The organism is Vulcaniibacterium tengchongense (genome assembly GCF_003814555.1).
Lineage (GTDB): Bacteria > Pseudomonadota > Gammaproteobacteria > Xanthomonadales > Xanthomonadaceae > Vulcaniibacterium > Vulcaniibacterium tengchongense.
In genome coordinates this window covers 452,081-477,448 of the sequence record NZ_RKQN01000001.1, presented here as the reverse complement: position 1 = coordinate 477,448, position 25,368 = coordinate 452,081, and the positions used below count along the sequence as shown (strand labels likewise).

Genomic DNA, 25,368 nt, shown 5'->3' with positions numbered 1-25,368 from the left:
CCTGCGCAGCCCGCCGCGATCTGCGGAACGGCGCCACCGCGCTACATCGTATGCGTTGACCGTTCCGCGGTGAGCGAGCCGGCCAGCAGGGCCTCGATCTTGCCCTTGATCGCCTCGCCCTCGGGCGTGTCGGCGAACTGCACGCCGATCCCGGCGGGGCGATTGCCCTGCGCACCGACCGGGGTCACCCAGACCACCTTGCCGGCGACCGGCAGGCGTTCCTGCGATTCGGGCAAGGTAAGCAGCACGAACACCTCGTCGCCGAGGAAATAGCGCTTGGGCGTCGGCACGAAGATGCCGCCCTGCTTCAGGAACGGCATGTAGGCGGCGTACAGCTGCGCCTTGTCCTTGATCGCCAGCGACAGGATGCCCTGCCGCGCGCCCCCCGCGCCGGTCGTGCCGCTCATCGTTTCCGCCCCTCGTCGCCCGCGCGCCCGTCCAGGGCGCGCCAAGCCAGCAACAGTTCGGCGACCGCCAGATCGGCGCGCACCGTGGTGCGCAGCAGATCGCGCGTGCGGTTCGCCCGTTCGAACCAGGCCGCCAGACTGCGCGTTCGCGCCGGGTCGGTCAAGCCGGCGGCTTGCTGCAGGGCGAGGTCGGCGGCGTGGCGCAGGCGCAGTTCGGCGCGGTCGTCGCCGGCCCAGCGCTGCGCGGCCTCGACCGGCGCCAGCTCGCCGCGGCCGAGCCGGGCGAGATCGCCCGCGACCTCGCGGCGCAGCGCCAGGCCGTCGCCCTGCAGCCATTCGTGGGCGAGGCCGGGATGGCCGCGCGCGGCGTCCAGCGCCTCGTTCGCGACGGACGGCGCATGGCCCTGCGCCTGCAGCCAGGCCAGCGCCTCGGCGCGCGGCGGCAGGCGCAGTTCGTAGCGCTGGCAGCGGCTGCGGATCGTCGCCGGCAACCGCGCCGGATGCGCGCTGACCAGCCACAGGTAGCGGCCCGGCACCGGCTCTTCGAGGGTCTTCAGCAACGCGTTGCAGGCGGCGTGGTTGATCGCGTCGGCCGGGTCGATGATCGCGACCTGCGCGCCGCCGTACTGCGGCGTCAGCGCGAGCTGTTCGGAAAGCTGGCGGATCTGCTCGATCACGATCTCGGTGCGCAGCCGCGTGCCTTCCTTGTTCGGCACGAACGAGACCGTGCGGAAGTCCGGATGGGTGCCGGCGGCGAACAGCTGGCAACTGCGGCAATGCCCGCACGGCTCGCCGTCGGCGCCGCGCTGCGGGCACAGCACGCGCCGTGCCAGGCGCTGGGCCAGCGCGCGCTTGCCCAGCTGCGCGGGGCCGCAGAACAGCAGGCCGTGGGCGAGCCGGCCGGCGTCGAGCGCGGCCGCGGCCTGCGCGTAGACGCGCTGCTGCCAGGGGGCGAAGGCGTGGTCGGCGGGGCTCATGCGCGCTCGATGCGGACGAAGGACGGAGCGGTGCGGGTGCCGCCCGCGAGGCACGGCGAAACCGAAACCGGCGGGCGGCGCAGGAAGGGCCGGAGCGCCGCCGTGTCCGCCCGCGCCCGCTGCCCGCGCGCCGGGACCCGCGCCACGGACACGGTCATGCGGCCGCCTCGATCTGCCGGCGCAGGTGCGCCAGCGCTTCGGCCGCGACGGCGTCCGCCGGCTGCGTCGCGTCGATGGTGCGGAAGCGCCGCGGCTCGCCGCGCGCGCGCTCGAGATAGCCGGCGCGCACGCGTTCGAAGAACTCCTCGCGCTCGGCCTCGATCCGGTCCGCCGCCGCGCCGCGGCCGCGCGCGCGCTGCAGCCCGAGCGCGACCGGCACGTCGAGCAGCAGGGTCAGGGCCGGCACGATCCCGACCGCGCGCCGCTCCAGCTCGGCGATGAACGCCGGGTCGCCGCCGCGCGCCGCGCCCTGGTAGGCGTAGCTGGCGTCGGTGAAGCGGTCGCTGATCACCCAGGCGCCGCGCCGCAACGCCGGCAGGATCGTCTCGCGCACGTGCTGGGCGCGGGCGGCGAACATCAGCAGCAGTTCGGCCTCCGCCGACGGCGGTTCGTGCCGCGGGTCCAGCAGGAGCTCGCGGATCCGTTCGGCCAGCGGCGTGCCGCCGGGCTCGCGCGTGCACACCGCCTCGAAGCCGCGCGCCGCCAGTTCCTCGCGCAGCGCGGCGAGCACGGTCGACTTGCCGGCGCCTTCGCCGCCCTCGAGGGTGACGAAGCGCGGCCACGCGCGCAGGCTCATCGCGCCTCCTGCGCCGCCGGCGCCGCGCCCTGCCCGGCACGGCCGAGCCGGTAGCGCTGCAGGTAGGCGCGCACGTTGGCCTGGTGTTCGGCCAAGGTCTCGGCGAACAGGTGCCGGCCGCTGCCGTCGCCGACCGCGACGAAGTACAGCTCCTCGCCCGGCGCCGGCCGCGCCGCCGCGCGCAGCGCGTCCGCGCCGGGCATCGCGATCGGCGTCGGCGGCAGGCCGGCGCGGACGTAGGTGTTGTACGGGGTATCCGCGAGCAGGTCGCGCTTGCGGATGTTGCCGTCGTAGGCGCTGCCGAGGCCGTAGATCACGGTCGGGTCGGTCTGCAGGCGCATGCCGAGCCTGAGCCGGCGCGCGAACACCCCGGCGATGCGCGGCCGCTCCTCGGCGATGCCGGTCTCCTTCTCGACGATCGAGGCCAGGATCAGCAGTTCCTCGGGCGATTTCAGCGGCGCGTCGGGCGCGCGCCCGCGCCAGGCGGCGTCGAGCGCCCGGTCCATCGCCGCCTGCGCGCGCCGCAGCAGGTCGAGGTCGCTGTCGCCGCGGGTGTAGAGATAGGTCTCGGGCAGGAAGCGCCCTTCCGGGTGCGTGCCGGGCCGGCCGAGCGCCTTCATCAGCGCGGCGTCGTCGAGGCCGGCGGTCTCCTGCCGCAGCGGCGTGGCGCGGGCCAGGGCCGCGCGCAGCTCGCGGATGTTCCAGCCCTCGACGATGGTGAAGCGGTGGCGGATCACCTTGCCGTCGCGCATGGCCAGCAGCAGTTCGCGCGGCGAGATGCCCGGCGCGAGCGCGTACTCGCCGACCTGCAGGCGCCCGTCCACCTTCAGTTGCCGCGCCAGCGCGCGCCATTCGAGCATCTCGCCGGTCTCGACGCCGGCCGCGCGCAGGCGGCGCACCACCGCCGGCAGGCTGTCGCCGCGCTCGACCGCCAGCGTCTGCCCGGCGCGCACGCCGTGCAGCGGGCCGTCCGCGAAACGGGCGTAGCGCTGCCACAGCCAGCCGCCGGCGAGCGCCGCCGCCAGCAGCACGAGCGCGAGAAAGCCGCCGAAACGGCGCAGGCGTTTGCGACTCACGAGACCTCCGTGGCGAATCCGGGATGCGCGGCGGCCAGGCGCCGCTGCAGCTCGGCCACCTGCGGGTGCGGCGACCAGGCGCGCGGCCCGAGCCGCGCGACGGGCAGGATACCGCGCACCGCATTGCACAGGAAAACCGCCTCGGCGGTCTCGACCTCGTCGGCGCCCAGGCGCGCCTCCCGCGCCTGCACGGCCTCGAGGACCCAGGCGCGGCAGACGCCGGCCACGCCGCAGCGGTCCAGCCGCGGCGTCCGCCAGGCGCCGTCGCGCAGCGCGAACAGGTTGGCCGCGGTCGCGCAGACCGCGTCGCCCTCGACGCTGCGCATCAGGCCTTCATGGATCCCCGGGTCGTCCCATTCGCCGCGCGCCAGCACCTGTTCGAGGCGGTTGCAGTGCTTCAGGCCGGCCAGCGCCGGCTGCGTCGCCAGGCGGGTCTCGCACCAGCGCAGCGCCAGGCCCTCGCGCGGCGGAGGCGGCGGCAGCGGATGCCGGGAGAGGATCCAGGTCGGCGTCGCCGGCGCCGGCGGCGCGTAGCCGCGGCCGCCGCCGCCGCGGGTGACGACCAGCTTGAGCACGCCGTCGCCGCCGGCGAGCAGGCGCGCCGCTTCCTCCCGCACCTGCGCCTGCGCCGGCAGCGGCAGGCGCAATGCGTCCGCGCCGCGCGCCAGCCGCGCCCAGTGCGCGGGCCACCACGGCAGCGCGCCGCGATGCGCGCGCATGGTCTCGAACAGGCCATCGCCGTAGGCCAGCCCGCGGTCGTCGGTGCCGGGGGCGTCGACGCGGCGGTCGCCGCGGAAGATCAGCGTGGTCGGGGACGGGGTCATGGGATTCCTTTTGCCACGAGTTGACGCGGATGTGCGCGGGCCGGAAGCGGCCCCGTGACCGCGGCGTCGGGCGGCATCCACTTCGACCGCCCGCCCCCGCCCGCGGGCGGCGCGACATCGCCTCGCGCGGGGTTCGGCGGCATGGACGCCGCCGAAGGGCCTGCATGGATGTACTTGCAGCGCGTCGCGCAACGCCCCGCCCCGCCGCGTCCGGGCGCCGCATGGCACGAAGCTCGTGCTCGCGCCGGAAGCGGAAATGCGCGCGCTCTCCGATCCGCGTATCCGCATCGATCCACGGCGGGAAGTCACTCCACCCCCAGCGCCCGCAACATCCCTCGCGCCTTGGCCCGGGTCTCCTCGAGCTCGCGCCGCGGATCGGAGTCGATCACGATGCCGGCGCCGGTGCGGAAGCGCAGCGCATCGCCTTCGAGCTCGGCGCTGCGGATCAGGATGTTGAGGTCGAGGTCGCCGTCGCGGCCCAGCCAGCCCATCGCCCCGGTGTAGGCGCCGCGGCCGACGCCCTCCAGCTCGGCGATGATCTGCATGCACCGCACCTTCGGGCAGCCGGTGATGGTGCCGCCGGGAAACACCGCGCGGATCACCTGCCCCGGCGTCGCGTCCGCGCGCAGGAGGCCGCGCACGTTGCTGACGATGTGGTGCACGTGCGCATAGCTCTCCACGGTCATCAGCTCGTCGACCTCGACGCTGCCCGGCGCGCAGACGCGGCCGAGGTCGTTGCGCTCCAGGTCGATCAGCATCACGTGCTCGGCGCGTTCCTTCGGATGGCCGACCAGCTCGCGGACGCGCGCCGCCTCGTCGTCGCCGGGCAGGCGCGCGCGGGTGCCGGCGATCGGCCGCGTCTCCACCCGTTCGCCGCGCACCGACACCAGCCGCTCCGGCGACGCACTGACCACCGCCCAGCCCTCGCCCGCGAACACGCCGGCGAACGGCGCCGGATTGTTCTCGCGCAGGCGCTGGAACAGCGCGGCCGGATCCGCGGGCGCCTCGAAGCGCGCGCGCCAGCCGCGCGAGAGATTGACCTGGAACACGTCGCCGGCGGCGAGATAGTCGAGCACCCGGGCCACGCCGTCGACGAAGCGCCGCGGCTCGTCCTCCTCGATCGCCTCCGGCGGCGTCCACGCCGGCAGCGGCGGCAGGCGCGCGGCCACCGACGCGTCGGCGAGCAGCCCCTCGAGCAGCGCCGCATGTTCCGGTTCGGCGATCGCCACGCAATCGCCGCGGGCGCGGTCGCGCAACAGCGCGGCCGGGCAGCGCAACGCGAGCGCCGCCGGCAAGGCGCCCGGCGCGCGCGGCAGGCGCAGCACCGGCTCGACCTGCGCCGCCGCCTCGTAGCCCAGCAGCAGCGCCCAGCCGCCGCGGAACGGCCAGCGCGGCTCGTCGCGCGCGATCCGCGCCGCTCGCCAGGCTTCGTCCAGCGCGGCGAAGAAATCGCCGCCGACGACGCGTCCGTCGCGGTCGCATACCGCGCCGTCCGCGCCGAGGCGCAGCGCTTCGCCCGATGCGGCGAGCAGCAGGTCCCAGCGGCCCTGGGCGGTGCCGTGCGCGCTGGACTCGAGCAGCAGCGGATAGCGCCGTGGCGCCAGCCGGTGCAGCGCGAGCGGATCGAGCGGAGCCGGCAGGGCGCGGGTCAGGAGCATGCGGCCGTGGTCCAGTCGTGGGAGTGGCGGCCGCGTCGCGCCGGCCGCGGCAAAGGGGGAGCCTCATGTCGACCGTGCCGCGGCGGCCTCGCGCCTGGCGAAAACGGCGATCCCCGCCGCGGCGGGGATCGCGGGTACCGCGGCAGCCGGCCTCAGATCCGCCTGAACACCAGCGTGCCGTTGGTGCCGCCGAAACCGAAGCCATTCGACACCGCCACGTCCACCTGCGCCTCGCGGGCGACGTTCGGCACGTAGTCGAGGTCGCAGCCCTCGCCCGGTTCGTCCAGGTTGATGGTCGGCGGGATGATGCCGTGGTGCAGCGTCAGCACCGAGAAGATCGCCTCGGCGCCGCCGGCCGCGCCGAGCAGGTGCCCGGTCATCGACTTGGTCGAGCTGACCATGGTCTTGTAGGCGTGGTCGCCGAGCGCGCGCTTGATCGCCAGCGTCTCGGCCACGTCGCCCAGCGGCGTGGAGGTGCCGTGCGCGTTGAGGTAGCCGACCTGGTCCGGGTTGATGCCGGCATCCTTGAACGCCGCGGCCATGCAGCGCGCCGGGCCCTCGCCGTTCTCGCTCGGCGCGGTCATGTGGAACGCGTCGGACGAGGCGCCGAAGCCGGCCAGCTCGCAGTAGATGCGCGCGCCGCGCGCCTTGGCGTGCTCGTACTCTTCCAGCACCAGGATGCCGGCGCCGTCGCCGAGGACGAAGCCGTCGCGGTCCTTGTCCCACGGGCGCGAGGCCTTGGCCGGCTCGTCGTTGCGCGTGGACATCGCCTTCATCGAGCAGAAGCCGCCGACCGAGGTCGGCGAGGAACCGCGCTCGGCGCCGCCTGCGATCATCACGTCGGCGTCGCCGTACTGGATCATGCGCATCGCCATGCCGATCGAGTGGTTCGACGTGGCGCAGGCGGACACCGCGGAGAAGTTGGGGCCCTTGATGCCGGTCAGCAGCGAGACCTGGCCGGGCAGCATGTTGATGATGGTGCTGGGCACGTAGAACGGCGAGATCTTGCGCGGGCCGCCCTCGTGGTACTTCACGGTCTGCTCCTCGATGCCGAGGATGCCGCCGATGCCCGAGCCGATTAGCGCGCCGATGCGCTCGGCGTTGGACTCCTCCACGGTCAGGCCGGCGTCCTCCATCGCCATCAGCGAAGCGGCGACGCCGTAGTGGATGAACGGATCCATCTTCTTCGCGTCCTTCGGGTTCACCCAGCGGGTGACGTCGAAGTCGCGCACCTCGCCGGCGATGCGGGTGGTGAAGCCGGAGGCGTCGAAAAGGGTGATCGGCCCGATGCCGGAGCGGCCGTTGACGATGCCGTCCCAGGTGCTGGCCAGATCGTTGCCGAGCGGCGAGACGATCCCGAGGCCGGTGACGACGACGCGACGTTTGGACATAAGGCACTCCCTCTGCGGACACAGCGCCGGCGCATCGGCCGGTCGATACGACGCGGGGCCGCAGAGCGGCCCCGGTCGGTTTTACCGGAGACCGGGGCCCGAGCGGGCGCCGGCCCCGTTCCGAAGGCGGCGGCCGCGGCGGCCGCGCCTTCGTTGCGGAGGACGGGAAGACCCGGCCGCGGGCGGCCGCGGTTCCGTCCAGGAACGAACTTACTGCTTGACGTTCGCTTTGACGTAGTCGATGGCCTGCTGCACGGTGGTGATCTTCTCGGCCTCTTCGTCCGGGATCTCGCACTCGAACTCTTCTTCGAGCGCCATCACCAGCTCGACGGTGTCGAGCGAGTCCGCGCCGAGGTCGTCGACGAACGAAGCGTTGTTGGTGACTTGTGCTGCGTCAACGCCAAGCTGTTCGATCACAATCTTCTTGACGCGATTTTCGATGTCGCTCATGGGGTTCTCACTCCTCCCGGGACGGGATGTTCGACGGAATAGTCTAATGGAATCGCGGGCGATCGCGAGCGTGCGCGAAAGCCCTTTTCGTTCAACCGCTTAGCGGCCGAATTTCGCCGGCGTCAGGGCATGTACATGCCGCCGTTGACGTGCAGGGTCTCGCCAGTGATGTAGGCGCCGCCCGGGCCGGCCAGGAACGCGACCGCACGGGCCACGTCGGCCGGCTCGCCGAAGCGGCCGAGCGCGATCTGGCCGAGCATCGCGTTCTTCGCGTCCTCGGGCAGCGAGCGGGTCATGTCGGTGTCGATGAAACCGGGCGCGACCACGTTGACGGTGACGCCGCGCGAACCGATTTCCTTCGCCAGCGACTTGCTGAAGGCGATGATGCCGGCCTTGGCCGCGGCATAGTTGGCCTGGCCGGCGTTGCCGGTCACGCCGATCACCGAGGCGATGTTGACGATGCGGCCCTTGCGCGCCTTCATCATCGGGCGCATCACCGCCTTGCTGGTGCGGTAGACGCTGGTCAGGTTGGTGTCGAGGATCGCCTGCCAGTCCTCGTCCTTCATCCGCATCAGCAGGTTGTCGCGGGTGATGCCGGCGTTGTTGACCAGGATCGAGATCGGGCCGATCTCCTTGCCGATCGAGTCGATCAGCGCCTCGACCGCGGCGCCGTCGGCGACGTCGAGCACGCGGCCGTGGCCGCCGTGCGCGCGCAGGCGCTCGCCGATGGCCTGGGCGCCGGACTCGGAAGTGGCGGTGCCGATCACGGTCGCGCCCTGCGCGGCCAGTTCGTCGGCGATCGCCGCGCCGATGCCGCGGCTGGCGCCGGTGACCAGCGCGATTTCGCCTTGCAATGTCGGGGTCATGTCTGTCTCCAGGGGGCGTTCGTGCGCCGCATGCGGTGCGGTCGGCGCGGATTATCGCGTGATCGCGCGCGTACGGCGCCCGCAGGTCCGCGTGGCCGCCGCGCCTCAGGCGGCAGGCGGGCTCACCGCCATTCGGCCAGCGCGGCGTCGAACTCGGCCGGCGTGCCCAGGGCGCGCGCGTCGAGGTTCTTGTCGATGCGCTTGACCAGACCGGCGAGCACCTTGCCGGGGCCGCATTCGGCCACCCGCTCGATTCCGCGCGCCGCCAGCGCGCGCACGCAGCCGGTCCACTGCACCGGCAGGTACAGCTGGCGCACCAGCGCGTCGCGGATCGCCTCGCCGGCATGCACGCCGGCGTCGACGTTCTGCACCACCGGGATCCCCGGCGCCTGCCATTGCGCGCCGGCCAAGGCCTCGGCCAGGCGCTCGGCCGCGTCGCGCATCAGCGGCGTGTGCGACGGCACGCTGACCGCAAGCTTCACCGCCTTGCGCACGCCGCGCTCGGCGAGCAGGGTCAGCGCCTTGTCGACCGCGGCGGCGTGGCCGCCGATCACGATCTGGCCCGGCGAATTGTAGTTGGCCGGCACCACCGCTTCGCCGCCGGACACCTCCCCGCACACCGATTCGACCAGCGCGTCCTCGGCGCCGAGCACCGCCGCCATCGCCCCGCTGCCGGCCGGCGCGGCCTGCTGCATCAGCTGCCCGCGCAGCCGCACCAGGCGCGCGCCCTCGCCCAGCGACAGGGCGCCGGATGCGACCAGCGCGGTGTACTCGCCGAGGCTGTGCCCGGCCAGCGCCGCCGGCACCGCGCCGCCGCGCTCGCGCCACAGCCGCCACACCGCGATCCCCGCGGCGAGCAGCGCCGGCTGGGTGAACTCGGTGCTGTTGAGCTTCTCTTCCGGGCCTTCCTGGCTCAGCGTCCACAGATCGACGCCGGCGCCCTCGCTGGCTTCGGCGAAGGTCTCGCGCACCGAGGGATGCGCCGCGGCCAGGTCGGCGAGCATGCCGAGCGACTGCGAGCCCTGGCCCGGGAAAACGAACGCCAGCCGCGCCTGGATGGAGGAAGGACCGGTCACGCGAGACCCTCTGCGAAAAGAGGTGCGCATGATACGGGCGTTTGCTGCGCCGCGTCTGTACCGCCACGTATGTGCCGCGTGAAGCGTGCGGCGTGCGGCGCGCCGGATCGAACGTCTTGCGACTTCAGCCGCACGGGCGAGCGCCGCGCTGCGAGGCGCCTGATCCGGGCGCGACGCAATCCTCCTCTCGCGAAACGGCGATCGCGGCGCCGGAGCAACGTGCGCGCCGACCGGATACGAAAACGCCCCCGCCGGCAAGGGCGGAGGCGTCGCGTCGAAATGCGGGCGGCGCTCAGTAGCGCAGCAGCGCCGATCCCCAGGTGAAGCCGCCGCCGAAGGCCTCCAGCAGCAGCAGCTGGCCGCGCTGGACCTTGCCCGAGCGCACCGCTTCGTCCAGCGCCAGCGGCACCGAGCCCGAGGAGGTGTTGCCGTGCTTGTCGACCGTGACGATCACCCGGTCCATCGGCATGTCCAGGCGCTTGGCCGTGGCCTCGATGATCCGCAGGTTGGCCTGGTGCGGGATCAGCCAGTCGATGTCGTGGCGATCGAGGCCGTTGGCTTCGAGGGTCTCCTCGACCACCGAGTCCAGCGCCTTGACCGCGTGCTTGAACACCTCGTTGCCGGTCATCAGCACGCGCACGCCGGCGTTCGGCTCGTCCGGCTTGAAGCCGGCGGACACGCCGACCGGGTTCCACAGCAGTTCCTTCTTGGCGCCGTCGGCGTGCAGATGGGTGCTGAGGATGCCGGTCTCGCGGTCGGCCTTGAGCACCACCGCGCCGGCGCCGTCGCCGAACAGCACGCAGGTGGAGCGGTCGCCCCAGTCAAGCATCTTGGTCAGCGTCTCCGAACCGACCACCAGCACGGTCTTGGCCGCGCCGGCGCGGATGAACTTGTCCGCGACGCTGAGCGCGTAGAGGAAGCCGGAGCAGGCCGCGTTGACGTCGAACGCGCCGCAGCCCTCGGCGCCGAGCCGCGCCTGCAGCAGGCAGGCGGTCGAGGGGAAGATCAGGTCGGGCGTGGTCGTGCCGACCACGATCAGGTCGAGCTCGCCGGCGGCGACGCCGGCGGCTTCGAGCGCGCGGGTGGCGGCATGGAACGCCAGGTCGCTGGTGGTCTCGTCCTCGACCACGTGGCGCTCGCGGATGCCGGTACGCGTGGCGATCCACTCGTCGCTGGTATCGACGAACTTGGCGAGGTCGTCGTTGGTCAGCACCTTGGGCGGCAGATAGCTGCCGGTGCCCGCGATGCGGGCGTAAATCGTCTCGGTCATCACCACTCCGCTGCGCAGCCGTAGCCGGGGCCCGCCAGCCGGGCTGGCGGAGGAATCCGCCGCGGCCTGCCAAGCGGACTCCGCGCGCCCGTGGGCCGCGGAGCGGATCGACGACGGCTTCGCGCGCGACGCCTGCGGCGGCCGCGCGGCGCGGCGGGGACGAAGATTACTCTTCGTCGACGATCTTGGACTTGGTGTCGATCACCTTCTTGCCGCGGTAGTAGCCGTCGGCGGTGACGTGATGGCGCAGGTGGGTCTCGCCCGTGGTCGGGTCGGTGGCCAGCTGCTTGGCGCTCAGCGCATCGTGCGAACGGCGCATGCCGCGCTTGGACGGGGTGACGCGGGACTTCTGGACAGCCATGGTCTTGCTCCAAGAAAACGATAAGAACCCAAACGCCGGGCGACCGCTGGATCAGTCGCCCGATTTTTTCTTCAACTGCGCCAGCGCCGCGAACGGATGGGCGCGCCCGGCTTCGGCCTGGTCGGCCTTCCATTCGCGCTCGACCGCCTGCGAGCCCGGCGCCACCGGCACCACCGGCACGGCGAGGATCAGCTCGTCCTCGACCAGGTCGGCGGCGCGCAGCTGGCCGTCCTCCGGCACCAGCAGCGGCTCGTAGCCCGGCGGCAGCGAGGCCTCTTCCGCCTCGTCGCGGATCAGGCCGAGCCGCTGCACGATCTTCACCGGCAGCAGGAAGCGCTCCAGGCTGCGCTGGCATTCCAGCGGCAGCTCGGTCTCGATGCGCAGCTCGACGTAAGGCACCTGCAACGCATCGCGGTCGAAATCGAGCGCGAAGCGCACCTCGCCTTCGGTATCGACCAGGCTCTCCCGCAGCCGGGTCAGCGCCGACAACGGCAAGCGGCCTTCCACGCCGCGCCGCGCCGCCACCATGCGCCAAGCATCCAGCAACTCGGGCAGGTTCGCCGACATAAGACACGAAATGGTAGGGCCGCCCCCCGGGCCTGTCAAACCCGGGCGGGCTAAGCCCACGGCGCGACGGGGAAATTTGCCGCGCGCACGGCGGCGGTTCAGACTGCGGCTCCTGCCCGTACGGACCGCCCCCGTGACCGCCGCCCTGCTCTCGCTGCCCGCCGTGCTTGCGCTCGCGGCCCTGGCCTACGCGATCCTGCGCCGGCCGGCCCGGCGCCAGCGCGCGCTGCGCGAGGTGCTCGACGCCGCCGACGCGCTCGAGGCACGCCTGCGCGCCGCCCGCGCCGAGATCGAGGCGGTGACCGGCCCCGGTGCCGGCGATCCGGTGGCCGAGGCGATGCGCGAGATGCTGCGCCAGCGCCTGTGGCTGCGCGACCACGGCGGCGAGGCCAGCCTGGCCCAGCTCGCGCGGGTGCGGCGCTCGATCGACCAGGCGCGCGGGCGGATCGAACAGCAGCTCGCGCGCGTCGCCGCGGCGCGCGCGTCGATGAGCGGCACCTGATCCGTCCCGGGGAGCCCGCATGAGCCCGCTGATCCTGGCCTCGACCTCGCCCTACCGCCGCGAACTGCTGGCCCGGCTGCGCCTGCCGTTCACCACCGTGCGCCCGGACGCGGACGAGACCCCGCGGCCGGGCGAGACGCCGCTCGAGCTGGCGCGGCGCCTGGCGCGGACCAAGGCCGCGGCGGTGGCGGCCGACTACCCGGAGGCGTGGGTGATCGGCTCCGACCAGGTCGCCGAGTTCGACGGCCGGCCGATCGGCAAGCCCGGCGACCGCGCGCGGGCGATCGCGCAGCTGCGCGCCATGGCCGGCCGCAGCGCGCGCTTCCACACCGGGCTGTGCCTGCTGCGCCACGACGGCCCGGCGCTGCAGGCGCTGGACACCACCGAGGTGCGCTTCCGCGCGCTGGGCGCGGAGGAGATCGAGCGCTACGTCGACGCCGAGCAGCCGTTCGACTGCGCCGGCGGCTTCAAGGCCGAAGGCCTGGGCATCGCCCTGTTCGAGGCCATCGAGAGCCGCGATCCGACCGCGCTGATCGGCCTGCCGCTGATCGCCACCGCCCGCTTGCTGCGCGAGGCGGGCTACACCCTGCCCTAGCCCGAAAGCCGCCGGCCGCGCCGCCGGGCATCGCGCTGCGACCACGCATCGCGCGTCCGCGCCGAACGTGGCGCGCCAAGCGCCGCGCCGGCGCGACCGAGGAGGAAATGCGCGGGGCCGCGCGCAAGGCGCGTGCGGACGAGTCCATCGCGCACCTGGCCGACGGCGCGGCGCGGGTCGCGGCTGTCGTAGCGATCCCCCGGGGCCTTGGCGCTCGGCAGTCCCCGGCGCGAGCGCGCTCATTCGCGTCCGAGCTCGAGCGGTTGCTCGCTCCAGGCCTCGACGCTGCCGTCGCGCCCGTGCAGGCGCAGGCCCAGCCAGTGCCGCCCCGGCGCCACGTCGGTGCGGCCGGCGAGGTCGACCTCGGCGTCGAAGCCGACCTTGGGATGCTGCGGATCGTTGGTTTCCGTCCAGACCCGCTGCAGGCCGGGGAAGTCGCGGCCGTAGCGCGCCGTGGCGACGACGTCGCCGTCGAGCGTGATCTCGACCGCGGCCAGGCCGGCGCCGTCCTTGAACGCCCAGCCGCGCACGGCGAAGCGGCGGCCGACGCGCGCAGCCGAAACCGGCTCGTCGATCCAGGCGATGGCCGGGGCCGCGCACGGCCCCTCGCGGCGCGGGCCTTCGAGCGCGAACAGCAGGAACCGCTGCCGGCCATGATCGACGTTGAGCACGCGCCGCGGCGGCGGCAGCGGGCCGACCATCGCGCACAGCGCGTGGTAGCGCCGCAGCAGGTGCTTGAACGGCACCTCGGTGGCGCTGACCACCAGCAGCACCGGCGCCTCGCCCCAGTCCGCGCGGCCGGCGCTGTGCAGGCCCCACAGGCGCAGCTGCGGCGCGCGGCCGTGCTTGTGGTTGAGCGGATGGTCGAGCACCGGGATGCGCGGGTCGCCGAGGGCGAAGCCGAGCTCGGCGCCGAGCTTGAAGTTGTCGGCGACGATGCGCGTGCCGGGCGGCATCGCCGCAAGCTCCGCGCGCACCGCTTCGGCCAGCCGGTCCCAGCCGGCGAAGTTCGCCGGGTACCACTTCTCGGTCGAGGCGCGCTCGCGCAGGTGCGGCGACGACACCGCGACGTAATAGCCCAGCGACGCCGCCAGGCCGGCGCCGGCCAGCCCCCAGGTCGCGCGCCGCCAGGCGCGCGGCCAGGCCGCCAACGCGTTGGGCAGCAGCGGCAGCAGCGCCAGGTAGCCTGGCAACGGCCAGTGGAAGCTGACCCGCTCGGTGTCGGCGAAGAACCCGAGCACGAAGAAGCCGAGCACGACCAGCGCGCCGAACAGGGCGAAGAAGCGCGACACCAGCAGCGGGCTGCGCAGGCCGCGCCAGGCGGCCCAGGCCAGCGCGGCGAACAGCAGCGGCGTGACCAGCGCGCCCTGGATCGCCAGGAACAGCGCGCCGTCGAAATGGAACGCCCACGGGTGCCGGTCGATCAGCTGGAAGCGCAGCCCGGCGTCGGCGTTGTCGAAGTTCCACGCCACCAGCGGCGCCCAGGCCGAGGCACCGATCGCGACCGCCACCAGCACGCGCACGTCGCGCAGCAGGCGCCGCCCTTCCGGCAGCAGCAGCAGGACGATGCCGCCGACGCCGATCACCGCGATGAAGCGGTAGTGGCACAGCGCGCCCAGCGCGAGGCCGAACGCCAGCTCCAGCGCCGCGGCGGCGTCGACGCCCCGCAGCAGGCGCGCGCCGGCATCCAGGCACAGCAGCGTGGCCAGCGCCATCGCCGCGTCCGGCAGCGCGAGCAGGCCGAGCGTGCCCGCCAGCGGCAGCAGCAGCGCCAAGCCGCCGGCCTGCCAGCCGGCGGTGGCGCCGTATTCGCGCGCGGCGATCGCCACCACCAGCCACGGCACCGCCGCGGCGATCAGCAGGAACGGCAGGCGCAGCGCCAGGGCGTGCTCGCCGCCGAGCGCGACGCCGAGCCGGGTCAGCCAGGCGGTCAGCCCCGGCAGGTCGGAATAGGCCGCGGCCAGGTGACGGCCTTCCTGCCAGTAGAACGCCTCGTCGACGAACAGCGGCAGGCGCGCGGCCACGGCCAGCTTGAGCAGCAGGATTGCGACCCACAGCACCCAATAGGCGCGGCGCGCGCGCGTTTCGTCCCTCATCGCCTCGTGTCCTCGCTAAACTCCGGGCCTCGCGCGCCCTTGCCTGCGCGAGGCGCGATTCGGCGCAAGGCGCGGATGCCGGGACGGGTCCGGACGGCACGGCCCCGACGCGCGGCGCGGGGCCCGATCAGGAGAACACGCACGATGGCGGCACCCCTTCCGATGGCCCCCATGCTAACCGATGCCCAGCGCCAGGCCCTCGAGCGCGCGCAACAGCAGGTCAACGGGTTGGTATTGGGCAAACCGCACGAGGTGCGGCTGGCGTTCGTCGCGCTGCTCGCCGGCGGCCACCTGCTGATCGAGGACCTGCCGGGGCTGGGCAAGACCACGCTCGCGCACGCGCTGGCGGCGACGCTCGGGCTGGAGTTCCAGCGCGTGCAGTTCACTTCCGACCTGCTGCCGGCGGACGTGGTCGGCGTGTCGGTGTTCGACCCGGCCACGCGCGAGTTCCGCTTCCACCCGGGCCCGGTGTTCGCCCAAGTGCTGCTGGCCGACGAGATCAACCGCGCGCCGCCGCGCACCCAGAGCGCGCTGCTGGAGGCGATGGCCGAGCACCAGGTCACCGTCGACGGCGCCAGCCACGCGTTGCCGGAACCGTTCTTCGTGATCGCCACGCAGAACCCGGTCGACCTGTCCGGCACCTATCCGCTGCCGGACTCGCAGTTGGACCGCTTCCTGCTCCGCCTCTCGCTGGGCTACCCGAGCGAGAGCGCCGAGCGCGACCTGCTCGCCGGCGCGGACCGCCGCGACCTGATCGCGCGCGCGCTGCCGCTGCTGGGCAGCGACGACGTGCTGGCGCTGCAACGCGCGGTGCGCGAGGTGCATGCCAGCGAGGCGCTGGTCGGCTACGTGCAGGCGCTGCTGGCGCGCAGCCGGCGCCACCCGGGCGTGCGCGTCGGCCTGTCGCCGCGCGCCGGCCTGGCCCTGCTGCGCGCGGCGCGCGCGTACGCGCTGCTGCTCGGGCGCCGGCACGTGCTGCCGGAGGACGTGCAGGCGCTGTTCCCGGCGGTGGCGGCGCACCGGCTGGTCGCCGAGGCCGACGCCGGCCAGGACGCGGCGCTGGCCAAGGCGATCCTGCACGCGGTGCCGGTCGACTGAAAGGGAGCCCGGTGCCGCAACGCCTGCGCGAATTCGCGTCGACCTGGGCCCGGCCCCGCGAGCCGGAGCCGCTGCCGGCCGCGTTCCACCGCCGCCGCATCTACGTGCTGCCGACCCGCTTCGGCCTGTTCTACGCCGCGCTGCTGCTGGCGATGCTCGGCGGCGCGCTCAACTACAACAACAACCCGGCGCTGCTGCTCGGCCTGCTGCTCGGCGGCGCCGGCCTGGCCAGCCTGGTCGCGGCGCAGTTGCAGTTGTCGGGGCTGGCGGTGAGCGCGATCGATGCGGAGCCGGTTGCCGCGGGGCGGCCGCTGCGGGTGCGCGTGCATGCGCAGGCCGCGCCGGGGCGCGCGCGCCGCGGCCTGCGCGTGGACGACGACGGCGCCCTCGGCTGCGACGGGGACGCCGCGGTCGCGCCGGCGGTGCTGAACCTGGAGCACGGCCGCGGCGACTGCGAGCTGGCGCTGCCGACGCAGCGACGCGGTTGGTACGACCTGCCGCGGTTGCGCGTGTCGACCACGCGGCCGCTCGGCCTGGCACGCGCCTGGGCGTACGTCTGGCCGCAGCAGCCGTTGCTGGTGTACCCGGCGCCGGAGGCGCACGGGCCGCCGCTGCCGGGCGGCCGCGGCGACCGCGTGCAGGCGCGCCTGCATCCCAGCGGCGACGACGTCCACCACCTGCGCAACTACCGCGCCGGCGACGCGCGACGCGCGATCGCCTGGAAGCCTTCGGCGCGCCGCGACCATCTGCTGGTGCGCGAATACGAACAGCCGCAGGGCGCCGAGGTCGTGCTCGACTGGCGCGAACTGCGCGGCCTCGACCACGAGGCGCGCATCGCCCGCCTGGCGCGCTGGGTCGACGAGGCCGAGCGCGACGGCCGCCGCTACCGCCTGCACCTGCCGAACCAGCCCGCGCTCGGCCCGGGCCAGGGCGCCCAGCACCGCCACGCCTGCCTGCGCGCGCTGGCGCTGATGCCGTATGCCTAGCGCGCGCCCGCTGCCGCTGGACCCGGCCGCAAGGCGGGCCACCCTGCTGACCGCGGCGGCCGCGCTGCTGCCGCTGCTGCTGCAGTTGCCCGGCGCGTTGCAGGGCGGCCTCGGCGCCACCGCCGTCGCCGTCGCGCTGCTGACCTGGCGGCGGCCGCTGCCCGGCGCGCTGCGCCTGCTGCTGGCGCTGGCGCTGGTCGGCCTGGTGCTCGCGTCCAGCCGCTTCTCGCTCGGCCGCGACACCGGCTGCGCGTTGCTGGCGGCGATGATCGCGCTCAAGCCGGCGGAAACCTTCACCCTGCGCGATGCGCGCAGCCTGGTCGGCTTCGCCCTGTTCGCGCCGTTCGCGACCTTCCTGCTCGACCAAGGGCCGCTGTCGCTGCTGCTCGGCCTGCTCGCGGCGCTGCTCGCGCTGGCGACGCTGCAGCGTCTGGCCGACCTGGAAGCGGGCGCCCCCGACCCCGCGCCGCCGCTGTGGCGGCGGCTGGCGGCGACCGGCCGCCTGCTGGCGGTCGGCCTGCCGCTGGCGCTGGCGACGTTCTGGCTGGTGCCGCGCCTGGGCGCGCCGCTGTGGGGCATCCCGGAGCGTGCGCTGGCGCGGCCCGGCCTCTCGGACCGGATGAGCCCCGGGCAATGGCTGGACCTGATCGGCGACGAGCGCCCGGCGCTGCGGGCCCGCTTCTTCGGCCCCGTCCCGGCGCGCCAGCAGCTGTACTGGCGCGGGCCGGTGCTGTGGGACTTCGACGGCCGCACCTGGTGGCAGCTGCGCTGGCCGCCGGGGATCGCGCCGGCGCCGTTCGATGCCGGGCCGCCGCACTGGGACTACGAGATCGAGCTGGAGCCGACCGACCGCCGCCAACTGGTCGCGCTCGACCTGCCCCTGGCCGCGCCGGACGGGGCCACGCTGGCGCCGGACCATGGCCTGCAGGCGCTGCGGCCGCAGACCTCGGTGAGCCGCTGGCGGCTGCGCTCGGCCGCGCCGCGGCACCACCAGCCGCACCTGCCGCGCGCGCTGCGCGCGCTCGCGCTGCGACTGCCCGAGGGCTACAACCCGCGTACCGTGGCGCTGGGCCGGCAATGGCGCGCCGAGGCCGGCGGCGACGACGCCGCGGTGGTGCGCCGTGCGCTCGCCTGGATCCGCCGCGACTTCGCCTACACCCTGGAGACGCCGCTGCCCGGCCGGCATGCGGTCGACGAGTTCCTGTTCGATACCCGGGCCGGCTTCTGCGAGCACTTCAGCTCGGCCTTCGCGGTGCTGATGCGGGCCGCCGGCGTGCCCGCGCGCGTGGTCACCGGCTATGCCGGGGGCTACCGCAATCCGATCGGCGACTACTGGCTGGTGCGCCGTTCCGACGCGCATGCCTGGACCGAAGTCTGGCTGCGCGGGCGCGGCTGGGTGCGGGTCGACCCGACCGCGGCGGTCGCCCCGGAACGCATCTACGACACCATCGGGGACCGCCTGCCCGGCGCCGACGGCCTGCTCGGGGGCCTCGGCGGCGGCGCGCGCTCGCTGGTCGACGTCGGCGACTGGCTGCGGCGCGGCTGGAACGACTTCGTCCTCGGCTTCGACGCGCGTCGCCAGGAACGCCTGCTCAGCGGGCTGGGCGTGCAGCGCCTGGACGGCGCGCACCTGGTGCTGCTGTTCGCGGCCTGCGCCGCGCTCGCCCTGGCGTGGATGCTATGGCTGAGCGCGCGCGGGGAGCGCGAACGCGACCCGGTGCTGCGCGCCTGGCATGCGCTCGGCCGCCGCTACCGGCGGCTCGGCCTGGAGCGCGAACCGCACGAGCCGGCGGGAGCCTGGGCCGCCCGGGTGGCCGCGGCGCGGCCCGACCTGGGCCCCGCCCTGCGCGAACTCAGCCACCGTTTCAGCGAATGGCGCTACGCTGTCGGCGAACCGGGGGGACGCACCGCCCGCGCGCTGGCCCAGGCCCTGCGCCGGCATCGCCCGACCCCCGCCCCGTCCGCGTCGCAGGGCCCCGGTCGTGCGACGCCTCCAGGAGAACGCAGATGAACGCCCGTCTCGCCGTACTCGCCGCCAGCGCGGTCCTGCTCGCCGCCTGCGCCACCCAGCCCAAGCCGCTGCAGGGCGAGTTCGCCTCGATCACCCCGCGCGACGCCGCCGCCAACGACAGCACCGGCGCCGCCGTGCGCTGGGGCGGCCGCATCGTCCAGGTCGAACCGCAGAGCAACCGCACCTGCTTCGAGATGATCTCGACCAACCTCGGCACGACCGGCCGCCCGTCCTGGGGCAGCGACGACACCGGCGGCCGCTTCCTCGCCTGCCGCACCGGCTTCTACGACCCGGCGGTGTTCGAGAAGAACCGCGAAGTCACCTTCGTCGGCCGCGTGTCCGGCTACGAGACCCGCAAGATCGGCGGCTACGACTACCGCTTCCCGGTGGTCGACGCCGACGTGGTCTACCTGTGGCCGCAGCGCGAGACCGTCGACGTGATCTACAACAACTACCCGCCGCATCCGTGGCCGTGGTGGGGCTGGGGCTGGTGGTGACCGGCCCGCGTTCCGCGCATGAAAAAGCCCGCCGCGCGGCGGGCTTTTTCGTGGGCGCGATCCGCCCTGCCGTCACGCCTCGCGGCCGGCGCCGAATCGTCCCAGCGGCGCGCCGGCGAGCAGGTGCAGGTGCAGCTGGTACACGGTCTGGCCGCCGTGGCCGTTGCAGTTGATCACCACGCGGTAGCCGTCCTCGGCGAAGCCTTCGCGCTTGGCGTACTCGGCCGCGGCGTGGGCCAGGCGGCCGACGATCTCGGCCTGGTCGGCGCGCAGGTCGTTGAGCGTGGCGATCGAGGTCTTCGGCACGAACAGCACGTGCACCGGCGCCTGCGGCGCGATGTCGCGGAACGCGATCAGGTGCTCGTCCTCGTAGACCACGTCGGCAGGGATCTCGCGGCGGATGATCTTGTGGAAGATGGTGTCGGTCATGGCCGGCTCGGGGTTCGGGTGCGGACTCGGATACTGCCGCCTTCGCGGGTTCGGCGGAAGCCCTGCGGCGAGCGCCCGGCGATGGCGCTGGCAACCAGGCCGTGCGCGGATCGCGCGTTTGCGGACCTCGGGTCGCCGGCCGCGGATCCCGGCCTCACTCCATCTCGCTGCGCGAGCCGAACGCGTGCGACAGGGTGCCGCGGTCGACGTATTCCAGCTCGCCGCCCAGCGGCACGCCGTGCGCGAGCCGGCTCGGCCGCACCTTGTGCTGGCGCGCCAGCTGCGCCAGGTAGTGCGCGGTGGCCTCGCCTTCGACGGTGGGGTTGGTGGCGACGATCAGCTCCTGCACCTCGCCCTCGGCCAGGCGCGCGGCCAGCGTGTCCAGGCCGAGCTCGCGCGGGCCGACGCCATCCAAGGGCGACAGCCGGCCCTGCAGCACGAAGTACAGGCCGCGGTAGCCGGTGGCCTGTTCGATCGCGAGGCGGTCGGCCGGCGACTCGACCACGCACAGCTGGTGCGCGTCGCGGCCGGCGCTGGCGCAGGTCGCGCAGACCTCGGTCTCGCTGAAGTCGCGGCAGCGCACGCAATGGCCCACGCGCTCCACCGCAGACGCCAGCGCCGCCGCCAGGCGCGCGCCGCCGGCGCGGTCGCGCTCGAGCACGTGGTAGGCCATGCGTTGCGCGGATTTCTGGCCGACGCCGGGCAGCACGCGCAACGCGTCGATCAATTGTTCGAGCAGGGACGACATCGGCATCGGGCGCCGCCGTCCCGCGCGGGCGGAAGCCCGGCGGCGCTGCGGCCGCGGGGTTCCCGCCGTCGCGGAGCGACGGGCGATCGGTTCAGAACGGCATCTTCATGCCCGGCGGCAGCGGCATGCCGGCGGTCGCGGCGGCCATCTTCGCCTGCGACTCGGCGTTGACCTTGTTGACGGCGTCGTTGAACGCGGCGGCGATCAGGTCCTCGGCCATCTCCGGGTCGCTCAGCACGCTCGGATCGACGCGCACCTTGCGGCACTCCATGCGCCCGGTCAGGGTCACGCTGACCATGCCGGCGCCGGCGCTGCCGGTCACCTCGAGCCTGGCGAGCTCCTCCTGCACGCGCTGCATGTTCTCCTGCATCCGCTGCGCCTGCTGCATCAGCTGGGCGATGTTTCCACGCATGTCGTTTCTCGCTTGGTAGGGAATCAGTCGTCGAACGGGCGGATCGAATCGGGGACGATCCGCGCCCCGTGCTGGGCGATCAGGCGCTGCACGTCCGGATCGCCCATGAACGCGGCCTCGGCCGCCGCCTGGCGCGCGTCGCGCGCGCGCGCGTTGCGTTCGCGCAGCGACTCGCCCGCAACCGCCGCCGGTCCGGCCGCGATCTCGAAGCGGATCTGCGGCGGCGCGCCGAGCGCCCGGCCGAGCGCCTCGCCGAGCAGCCTGGTCGACATCGGCGTGTTCAGCAGCTCGTCCGCGGGCGACAGCGCCAGGCGCAGCACGCCGGCCTCGTAGCCGACGAAGAGCGCGTGCTCCGCCAACTCGCGCGCCGGGCCCTTCAGGCCGCTGGCCAGGACCAACGCATGCCAGGCCTCGGCATCGGCGATGCCGGCGTCGGTCGCCGCCGGCGCCGCGGCGGCGCGGGAAGGCTCGGCCGCAAGCTCGATCGCCGGCGCGGATTCGCGCGCGCGCTCGGGCGCAGCCGGCGGTGGATCGTGGCGCGGCGCGGACGCAGGCGGCGCCGCGGACCTGGGCGGCGGCGCGGCCGCGTGCTCGCCCGGCGCCTCCTCGACGGACGGGCTTGGCGGCGCCGGGCGCTCGCGCGCCGGCGCCGCGGCGGCCGGTCGCGGGGACGGGGCGGCCGCCTCGCGCGATGCCGCGGAGCCGACGCGCGCGCCCTCGGCTTCGCCCGGCCGGAACGCGAGCATGCGCAGCAGGGTCATCTCGAAGCCGGCGCGCGGGCTCGGCGCCAGCGGCAGCTCGCGCCGGCCGGCCAGCGCCATCTGGTACCACAGCTGCACCACTTCGGGCCGCAACCGCGCCGCGAGCGCGTCCACGTCGACGCCGTCGCTCTCGATCTGCGCCTCGGGCACCAGTTGCCGCACCTGGATCCGGTGCAACGCCTCGCCGCAGGCCTCGAGCACGCTGTCCCAGTCCGGCGAGAACTCGGCCAGCGCCTCGATCTCGGCCAGCAGGCGCGCGCCCTCGCCCTGCGCCAATGCGTCCAGCAGCGCGCCGACGCGGGTGCGGTCCACCGTGCCGAGCATCGCCGCCACCGCCGCGTCCTCGAGCCGGCCGCCGGTGTAGGCGATCGCCTGGTCGAGCAGCGACAGGCCGTCGCGCAGGCTCCCGTCCGCGGCCTTGGCCAGCTGGCGGATCGCGCCGGGCTCGGCGGCGATGCCCTCGGCCTCGAGGATGCGCGTCATCTGCCCCTGGATCTGCTGCTCGTCCAGGCGCTTGAGGTTGAACTGCAGGCAGCGCGACAGCACCGTCACCGGCAGCTTCTGCGGGTCGGTGGTCGCGAGCAGGAACTTCACGTGCCCGGGCGGCTCCTCCAGCGTCTTCAGCAGCGCGTTGAAGGCCGACTTGGACAGCATGTGCACCTCGTCGATCAGGTACACCTTCACCCGGCCGCGGCTGGGCATGTACTGCGCGTTGTCGATCACCTCGCGCACGTCGTCGACGCCGGTGTTGCTGGCGGCGTCGATCTCGAGCAGGTCGATGAAGCGCCCCGCGTCGATGTCGCGGCAGGCGTTGCACTCGCCGCAGGGCTCGGCGGACGTGCCGCGCTCGCAGTTCAGCGACTTGGCGAAGATGCGCGCGATCGTGGTCTTGCCGACGCCGCGGGTGCCGGTGAACAGGAACGCATGGTGAACGCGCCCCGAATCGAGCGCATTGGTCAGCGCGCGCACCACGTGCTCCTGCCCGACCAGTTCGGCGAAGCGCTTGGGGCGCCATTTGCGGGCGAGGACGAGATAGGACATGCGGCCTTCGGGATGGCCGGGCGCGGGCGCCGGCACGTGCGAGGAGGAAGGCCATAGTGTGCCACGCCCGCCCGCGCCGGCCGCGCGCGCTTGTTCCGCTACCGCCGCGCAGTTAGAATCCAATGTCCCGAAACGGCCGGACGCCGCACTCGGGAGCGCGGTACCAGGTGCGGAGAGATGTCCGAGTGGTTGAAGGAGCACGCCTGGAAAGTGTGTAAGCGGCTAAACCCCGCTTCGCGGGTTCGAATCCCGCTCTCTCCGCCAGATTTCCGGAAAACCCGCATCGCCAGGTGCGGGTTTTCCTTCTCGATAGCACCCGTCTCTATGGTGGCCCCGTCGGCCCCTCGCGACGCTAGGTCGAAAACCCCGCCAGGGCCGGAAGGCAGCAACGGTATCGATCGATGCGGGCGCCGAGGCCAGCCGGCGGGGTCATCGCCCTTCCGGCCCGCGGAACGCCGCATCGGCGGGCGTCGGTTCTTCGTGCCCTTCCCGCCCCCGCCCCCGGCGCGGGCGCCCGCGGCGCGCTTCATGCCCCGCCCCTGTGAAGTCGGCAACCGCCTTCGTTCCCGCTGTCGGGAGGGCGATGCGCGGATCGGGCAGCGGCCGGGCCAGCGATCCGATCGCCGCCCATCGCGCGGCGGCGGGCTCCGTCCGGCTCAACGCGCCACGATGCCCAAGGCATCGGGCTCGCGCCCGCTCGCCCAGCGCTCGGCCACCGTCCAGCGCGTCGTGTCGATCACCGCGATCTCGTCGCCGCCGCTGATCGCGACGTACACCCGCGGCCTGGCCGGATCGGCGGTCACGCCGATCGGCAACGCGGCGCGGCCGAGCAGCGTCTCCCGGTACTCGACGCCCGGCTTCGCCAGCGCGATCGCGTGCAGCGAACGCCTGGCGGCGGCGTCGATCACGCCGAGGGTCGCCGCGCGCGCATTGGTGACCAGCGCGTGGCGGCCGTCGGGCGTGAACGTTACCCGGATCGGGAAGCCGGGGCTCGGGATCGTAGCGCGGATCTCCAGCGTGTCCGGGTCGTGCACGGTGACGGTGCCGGCCTCGCGATTGCTGACCCACACCTCGCCGCTGCGCGGGTGCACCGCCACGCCCTCGGCGCCGGCGCCGGCGGCGCGCTCGCCGCTCTTGCGCCGGGCCTCGAGATCGACCCGGCTCAGCGTGCCCGCATCGATCTTGGTGACGTAGGCGGTCCGGCCGTCGGCGGACAACGCGACCATGTGGCCGCGGCCCGGCCCCAGCGCGATCGCGTCCTCCACCTTGCCCGCGGCGATGTCCACCAGCACCAGGCGGCCCGAGGCCTCCGTGGTCGCCACCGCGCGGCGGTCGCCGGGGAGGAAGCGCAGCCCGTGCGGGCGGCCGTGCTCGCCCAGGTCGATGACGCGCAGGAGCTTGCCGGCGCGCAGGTCGAGCACGCTCAGCGTGCGGCCCGGCGTCGCGCCGCCGTAGTTGCTGACCAGCGCCAGGGCACCGTCGGACGAGACCGCGATCTCGTGCGGCGCCGGGCCCACCGCGAACTCGCCGCGCTTGCGCCCGTCCTCGGTCGACAGCCGCCACACGCTGTCGCCGGACTTGTTGCCCACCAGCAACTCGGCGGCGCCGGCCGCCGGCGCCAGCAGCGCCAGCGACAGCAGGCAGACGGATCTCAGGTTCATCGCGGCTCTCCTGCGTTCGTTTCGGGATGCAGCCAGCCGGCGTCGCCGTCGGCGTAGCGCTCGTGCTTCCAGATCGGTACGCGCGCCTTGATCTCGTCGATGACGTAGCGGCAAGCCGCGAATGCGGCGTCGCGGTGCGCGGCGGCGACGCCGACCCACACCGCGAGCTCGCCGATCGCCAGGTCGCCGACGCGATGCACGCAGCGCGCGTCGAGGACGTCGAACTTCTCCAGCGCCTCGGCCAGCACGCGCTCGCCCTCGGTCTCGGCCAGCGCGGCGTAGGCCTCGTAGCGCAGGGTGCGCACCGCGCGCCCTTGGTTGTGGTCGCGCACCCAGCCTTCGAAGCTGGCGTAACCGCCGACGCGGTCGTCGAGCAGCTGCGCGCGCAGCGCGGCGGTGTCGAACGGGGTCTCCGAGAGGGCGAAGCGCTTCATCCGGCGATTGTCGCACCGCGGCGGCGGCGCCGTGTACGCAGGCTGCGGCGACAGGGGAACGGGCGGCGCGCTCGCAGGCCGGGTGGACGGCGGTTCGCGGCAACCGCCGGCGCCGCGCCGTGCGGCCCAGGCGAAGGCCGCGTGCTTGCATGAGGCGGGCGGATCGAATGCGCGACCGATGCCGAAGGGCATGGCCTCGCATCCCGAAGGTCGCTGTCGCCCTCCCGGGCGCAGCCGGGCCGGCTCCGGACCGCCCGGCCCGGCCATCCGTGGCCGGGCGCTCGCCGCCGCGCGCGATGCCGATGGGGCATCGCCTCGCATCTCGAAGGTCGCTGCCGCCGTCCCGGGCGCCACCGCGCCGGCTCCGGAACGCCCGGC

General features: G+C 74.2%; 26 protein-coding genes, 1 tRNA gene and 1 other RNA gene. 8 read left to right on the top strand and 20 right to left on the bottom strand.

The window, feature by feature from the left end:
• Positions 1–41: 41 nt before the first annotated feature.
• The 13 genes from EDC50_RS02275 to EDC50_RS02215 all read right to left on the bottom strand — a co-directional run bounded on the left by EDC50_RS02275 (position 42) and on the right by EDC50_RS02215 (position 11,719).
• Positions 42–407: a PilZ domain-containing protein gene (locus EDC50_RS02275; RefSeq protein WP_123768837.1), complete on the bottom strand. Its 366-nt coding sequence runs from the start codon at positions 405–407 to the stop codon at positions 42–44.
• Positions 404–1,384, bottom strand: a complete 981-nt coding sequence (locus EDC50_RS02270; RefSeq protein WP_123768836.1) for a DNA polymerase III subunit delta' — start codon at positions 1,382–1,384, stop codon at positions 404–406. The genes EDC50_RS02275 and EDC50_RS02270 overlap by 4 nt, the downstream gene beginning before the upstream one ends.
• A gap of 154 nt (positions 1,385–1,538) precedes the next feature.
• Positions 1,539–2,180, bottom strand: coding sequence for a dTMP kinase (gene tmk / locus EDC50_RS02265; RefSeq protein WP_123768835.1), 642 nt, complete (start codon positions 2,178–2,180; stop codon positions 1,539–1,541).
• Entirely contained in the window at positions 2,177–3,256 is a 1,080-nt protein-coding gene (mltG, locus tag EDC50_RS02260) for an endolytic transglycosylase MltG (protein ID WP_123768834.1), read from the bottom strand. The genes tmk and mltG overlap by 4 nt, the downstream gene beginning before the upstream one ends.
• Positions 3,253–4,080 carry an aminodeoxychorismate lyase gene (gene pabC / locus EDC50_RS02255; protein WP_123768833.1) on the bottom strand — a complete coding sequence of 276 codons (828 nt, stop codon included), beginning with the start codon at positions 4,078–4,080 and terminating at the stop codon, positions 3,253–3,255. The genes mltG and pabC overlap by 4 nt, the downstream gene beginning before the upstream one ends.
• A 305-nt stretch (positions 4,081–4,385) precedes the next feature.
• Complete coding sequence (locus EDC50_RS02250) at positions 4,386–5,738, bottom strand: aminodeoxychorismate synthase component I (protein ID WP_123768832.1); 1,353 nt, start codon at positions 5,736–5,738, stop codon at positions 4,386–4,388.
• A gap of 152 nt (positions 5,739–5,890) precedes the next feature.
• Entirely contained in the window at positions 5,891–7,129 is a 1,239-nt protein-coding gene (gene fabF, locus EDC50_RS02245; RefSeq protein WP_123768831.1) for a beta-ketoacyl-ACP synthase II, read from the bottom strand.
• A 210-nt stretch (positions 7,130–7,339) separates the two neighbouring features.
• Entirely contained in the window at positions 7,340–7,579 is a 240-nt protein-coding gene (gene acpP / locus EDC50_RS02240) for an acyl carrier protein (RefSeq protein WP_123768830.1), read from the bottom strand.
• Positions 7,580–7,701: 122 nt separating this feature from the next.
• Positions 7,702–8,445, bottom strand: coding sequence for a 3-oxoacyl-ACP reductase FabG (gene fabG, locus EDC50_RS02235; RefSeq protein WP_123768829.1), 744 nt, complete (start codon positions 8,443–8,445; stop codon positions 7,702–7,704).
• Positions 8,446–8,567: 122 nt separating this feature from the next.
• The gene (fabD, locus tag EDC50_RS02230) at positions 8,568–9,503 is read right to left on the bottom strand and encodes an ACP S-malonyltransferase (RefSeq protein WP_277872362.1); all 936 of its coding nucleotides are present in this window, start codon (positions 9,501–9,503) and stop codon (positions 8,568–8,570) included.
• 310 nt (positions 9,504–9,813) lie between these two features.
• Positions 9,814–10,791 carry a beta-ketoacyl-ACP synthase III gene (locus EDC50_RS02225; RefSeq protein ID WP_123768827.1) on the bottom strand — a complete coding sequence of 326 codons (978 nt, stop codon included), beginning with the start codon at positions 10,789–10,791 and terminating at the stop codon, positions 9,814–9,816.
• A gap of 166 nt (positions 10,792–10,957) precedes the next feature.
• Entirely contained in the window at positions 10,958–11,152 is a 195-nt protein-coding gene (gene rpmF / locus EDC50_RS02220; RefSeq protein WP_123768826.1) for a 50S ribosomal protein L32, read from the bottom strand.
• 51 nt (positions 11,153–11,203) lie between these two features.
• Positions 11,204–11,719, bottom strand: coding sequence for a YceD family protein (locus EDC50_RS02215; protein ID WP_123768825.1), 516 nt, complete (start codon positions 11,717–11,719; stop codon positions 11,204–11,206).
• A 133-nt stretch (positions 11,720–11,852) separates the two neighbouring features.
• On the opposite strand from EDC50_RS02215, the gene EDC50_RS02210 reads away from it, so the two are divergent.
• Entirely contained in the window at positions 11,853–12,221 is a 369-nt protein-coding gene (locus tag EDC50_RS02210; RefSeq protein WP_123768824.1) for a hypothetical protein, read from the top strand.
• Between the two features lie 19 nt (positions 12,222–12,240).
• Positions 12,241–12,816, top strand: coding sequence for a Maf family protein (locus EDC50_RS02205; RefSeq protein ID WP_123768823.1), 576 nt, complete (start codon positions 12,241–12,243; stop codon positions 12,814–12,816).
• 239 nt (positions 12,817–13,055) lie between these two features.
• On the opposite strand, the gene EDC50_RS02200 is transcribed toward EDC50_RS02205, so the two are convergent.
• The gene (locus tag EDC50_RS02200; RefSeq protein WP_123768822.1) at positions 13,056–14,912 is read right to left on the bottom strand and encodes an ArnT family glycosyltransferase; all 1,857 of its coding nucleotides are present in this window, start codon (positions 14,910–14,912) and stop codon (positions 13,056–13,058) included.
• A gap of 144 nt (positions 14,913–15,056) precedes the next feature.
• Between EDC50_RS02200 and EDC50_RS02195 the strand changes: the two genes are divergently transcribed.
• Genes EDC50_RS02195 through EDC50_RS02180 form a run of 4 tightly spaced genes read left to right on the top strand, consistent with a single transcriptional unit; the run spans position 15,057 to position 19,504 of the window.
• Positions 15,057–16,010, top strand: a complete 954-nt coding sequence (locus EDC50_RS02195; protein WP_425477857.1) for an AAA family ATPase — start codon at positions 15,057–15,059, stop codon at positions 16,008–16,010.
• An 11-nt stretch (positions 16,011–16,021) separates the two neighbouring features.
• Positions 16,022–16,996: a DUF58 domain-containing protein gene (locus EDC50_RS02190; protein WP_123768820.1), complete on the top strand. Its 975-nt coding sequence runs from the start codon at positions 16,022–16,024 to the stop codon at positions 16,994–16,996.
• Positions 16,989–19,007 (top strand): transglutaminase TgpA family protein, encoded by a 2,019-nt coding sequence (locus tag EDC50_RS02185; RefSeq protein WP_123768819.1) that lies wholly within the window; start codon positions 16,989–16,991, stop codon positions 19,005–19,007. Before EDC50_RS02190 ends, EDC50_RS02185 begins: the two co-directional genes overlap by 8 nt.
• Entirely contained in the window at positions 19,004–19,504 is a 501-nt protein-coding gene (locus tag EDC50_RS02180) for a Slp family lipoprotein (RefSeq protein WP_123768818.1), read from the top strand. The genes EDC50_RS02185 and EDC50_RS02180 overlap by 4 nt, the downstream gene beginning before the upstream one ends.
• A 72-nt stretch (positions 19,505–19,576) precedes the next feature.
• Here EDC50_RS02180 and EDC50_RS02175 read toward each other — a convergent pair whose 3' ends face one another.
• From EDC50_RS02175 to dnaX, 4 genes are all read right to left on the bottom strand, one after another.
• On the bottom strand, positions 19,577–19,933 hold the full coding sequence (locus tag EDC50_RS02175) for a histidine triad nucleotide-binding protein (RefSeq protein ID WP_123768817.1): 357 nt from the start codon (positions 19,931–19,933) through the stop codon (positions 19,577–19,579).
• Positions 19,934–20,087: 154 nt separating this feature from the next.
• Positions 20,088–20,681, bottom strand: coding sequence for a recombination mediator RecR (recR, locus tag EDC50_RS02170; protein ID WP_123769605.1), 594 nt, complete (start codon positions 20,679–20,681; stop codon positions 20,088–20,090).
• Positions 20,682–20,772: 91 nt separating this feature from the next.
• A complete protein-coding gene (locus EDC50_RS02165; RefSeq protein WP_123768816.1) occupies positions 20,773–21,093 on the bottom strand; it encodes a YbaB/EbfC family nucleoid-associated protein in 321 nt (106 codons plus the stop codon).
• Between the two features lie 23 nt (positions 21,094–21,116).
• Positions 21,117–22,895 carry a DNA polymerase III subunit gamma/tau gene (gene dnaX, locus EDC50_RS02160; protein ID WP_123768815.1) on the bottom strand — a complete coding sequence of 593 codons (1,779 nt, stop codon included), beginning with the start codon at positions 22,893–22,895 and terminating at the stop codon, positions 21,117–21,119.
• Positions 22,896–23,066: 171 nt separating this feature from the next.
• Here dnaX and EDC50_RS02155 point away from each other — a divergent pair.
• A tRNA-Ser gene (locus EDC50_RS02155) sits at positions 23,067–23,159 on the top strand.
• 69 nt (positions 23,160–23,228) lie between these two features.
• Positions 23,229–23,325: signal recognition particle sRNA small type (ffs, locus tag EDC50_RS02150), an RNA gene on the top strand.
• Between the two features lie 226 nt (positions 23,326–23,551).
• On the opposite strand, the gene EDC50_RS02145 is transcribed toward ffs, so the two are convergent.
• Together EDC50_RS02145 and EDC50_RS02140 are read right to left on the bottom strand one after the other, a co-directional pair.
• The gene (locus EDC50_RS02145) at positions 23,552–24,556 is read right to left on the bottom strand and encodes a YncE family protein (protein ID WP_123768814.1); all 1,005 of its coding nucleotides are present in this window, start codon (positions 24,554–24,556) and stop codon (positions 23,552–23,554) included.
• The gene (locus EDC50_RS02140; protein WP_123768813.1) at positions 24,553–24,990 is read right to left on the bottom strand and encodes a molybdenum cofactor biosynthesis protein MoaE; all 438 of its coding nucleotides are present in this window, start codon (positions 24,988–24,990) and stop codon (positions 24,553–24,555) included. The genes EDC50_RS02145 and EDC50_RS02140 overlap by 4 nt, the downstream gene beginning before the upstream one ends.
• Positions 24,991–25,368 lie beyond the last annotated feature (378 nt).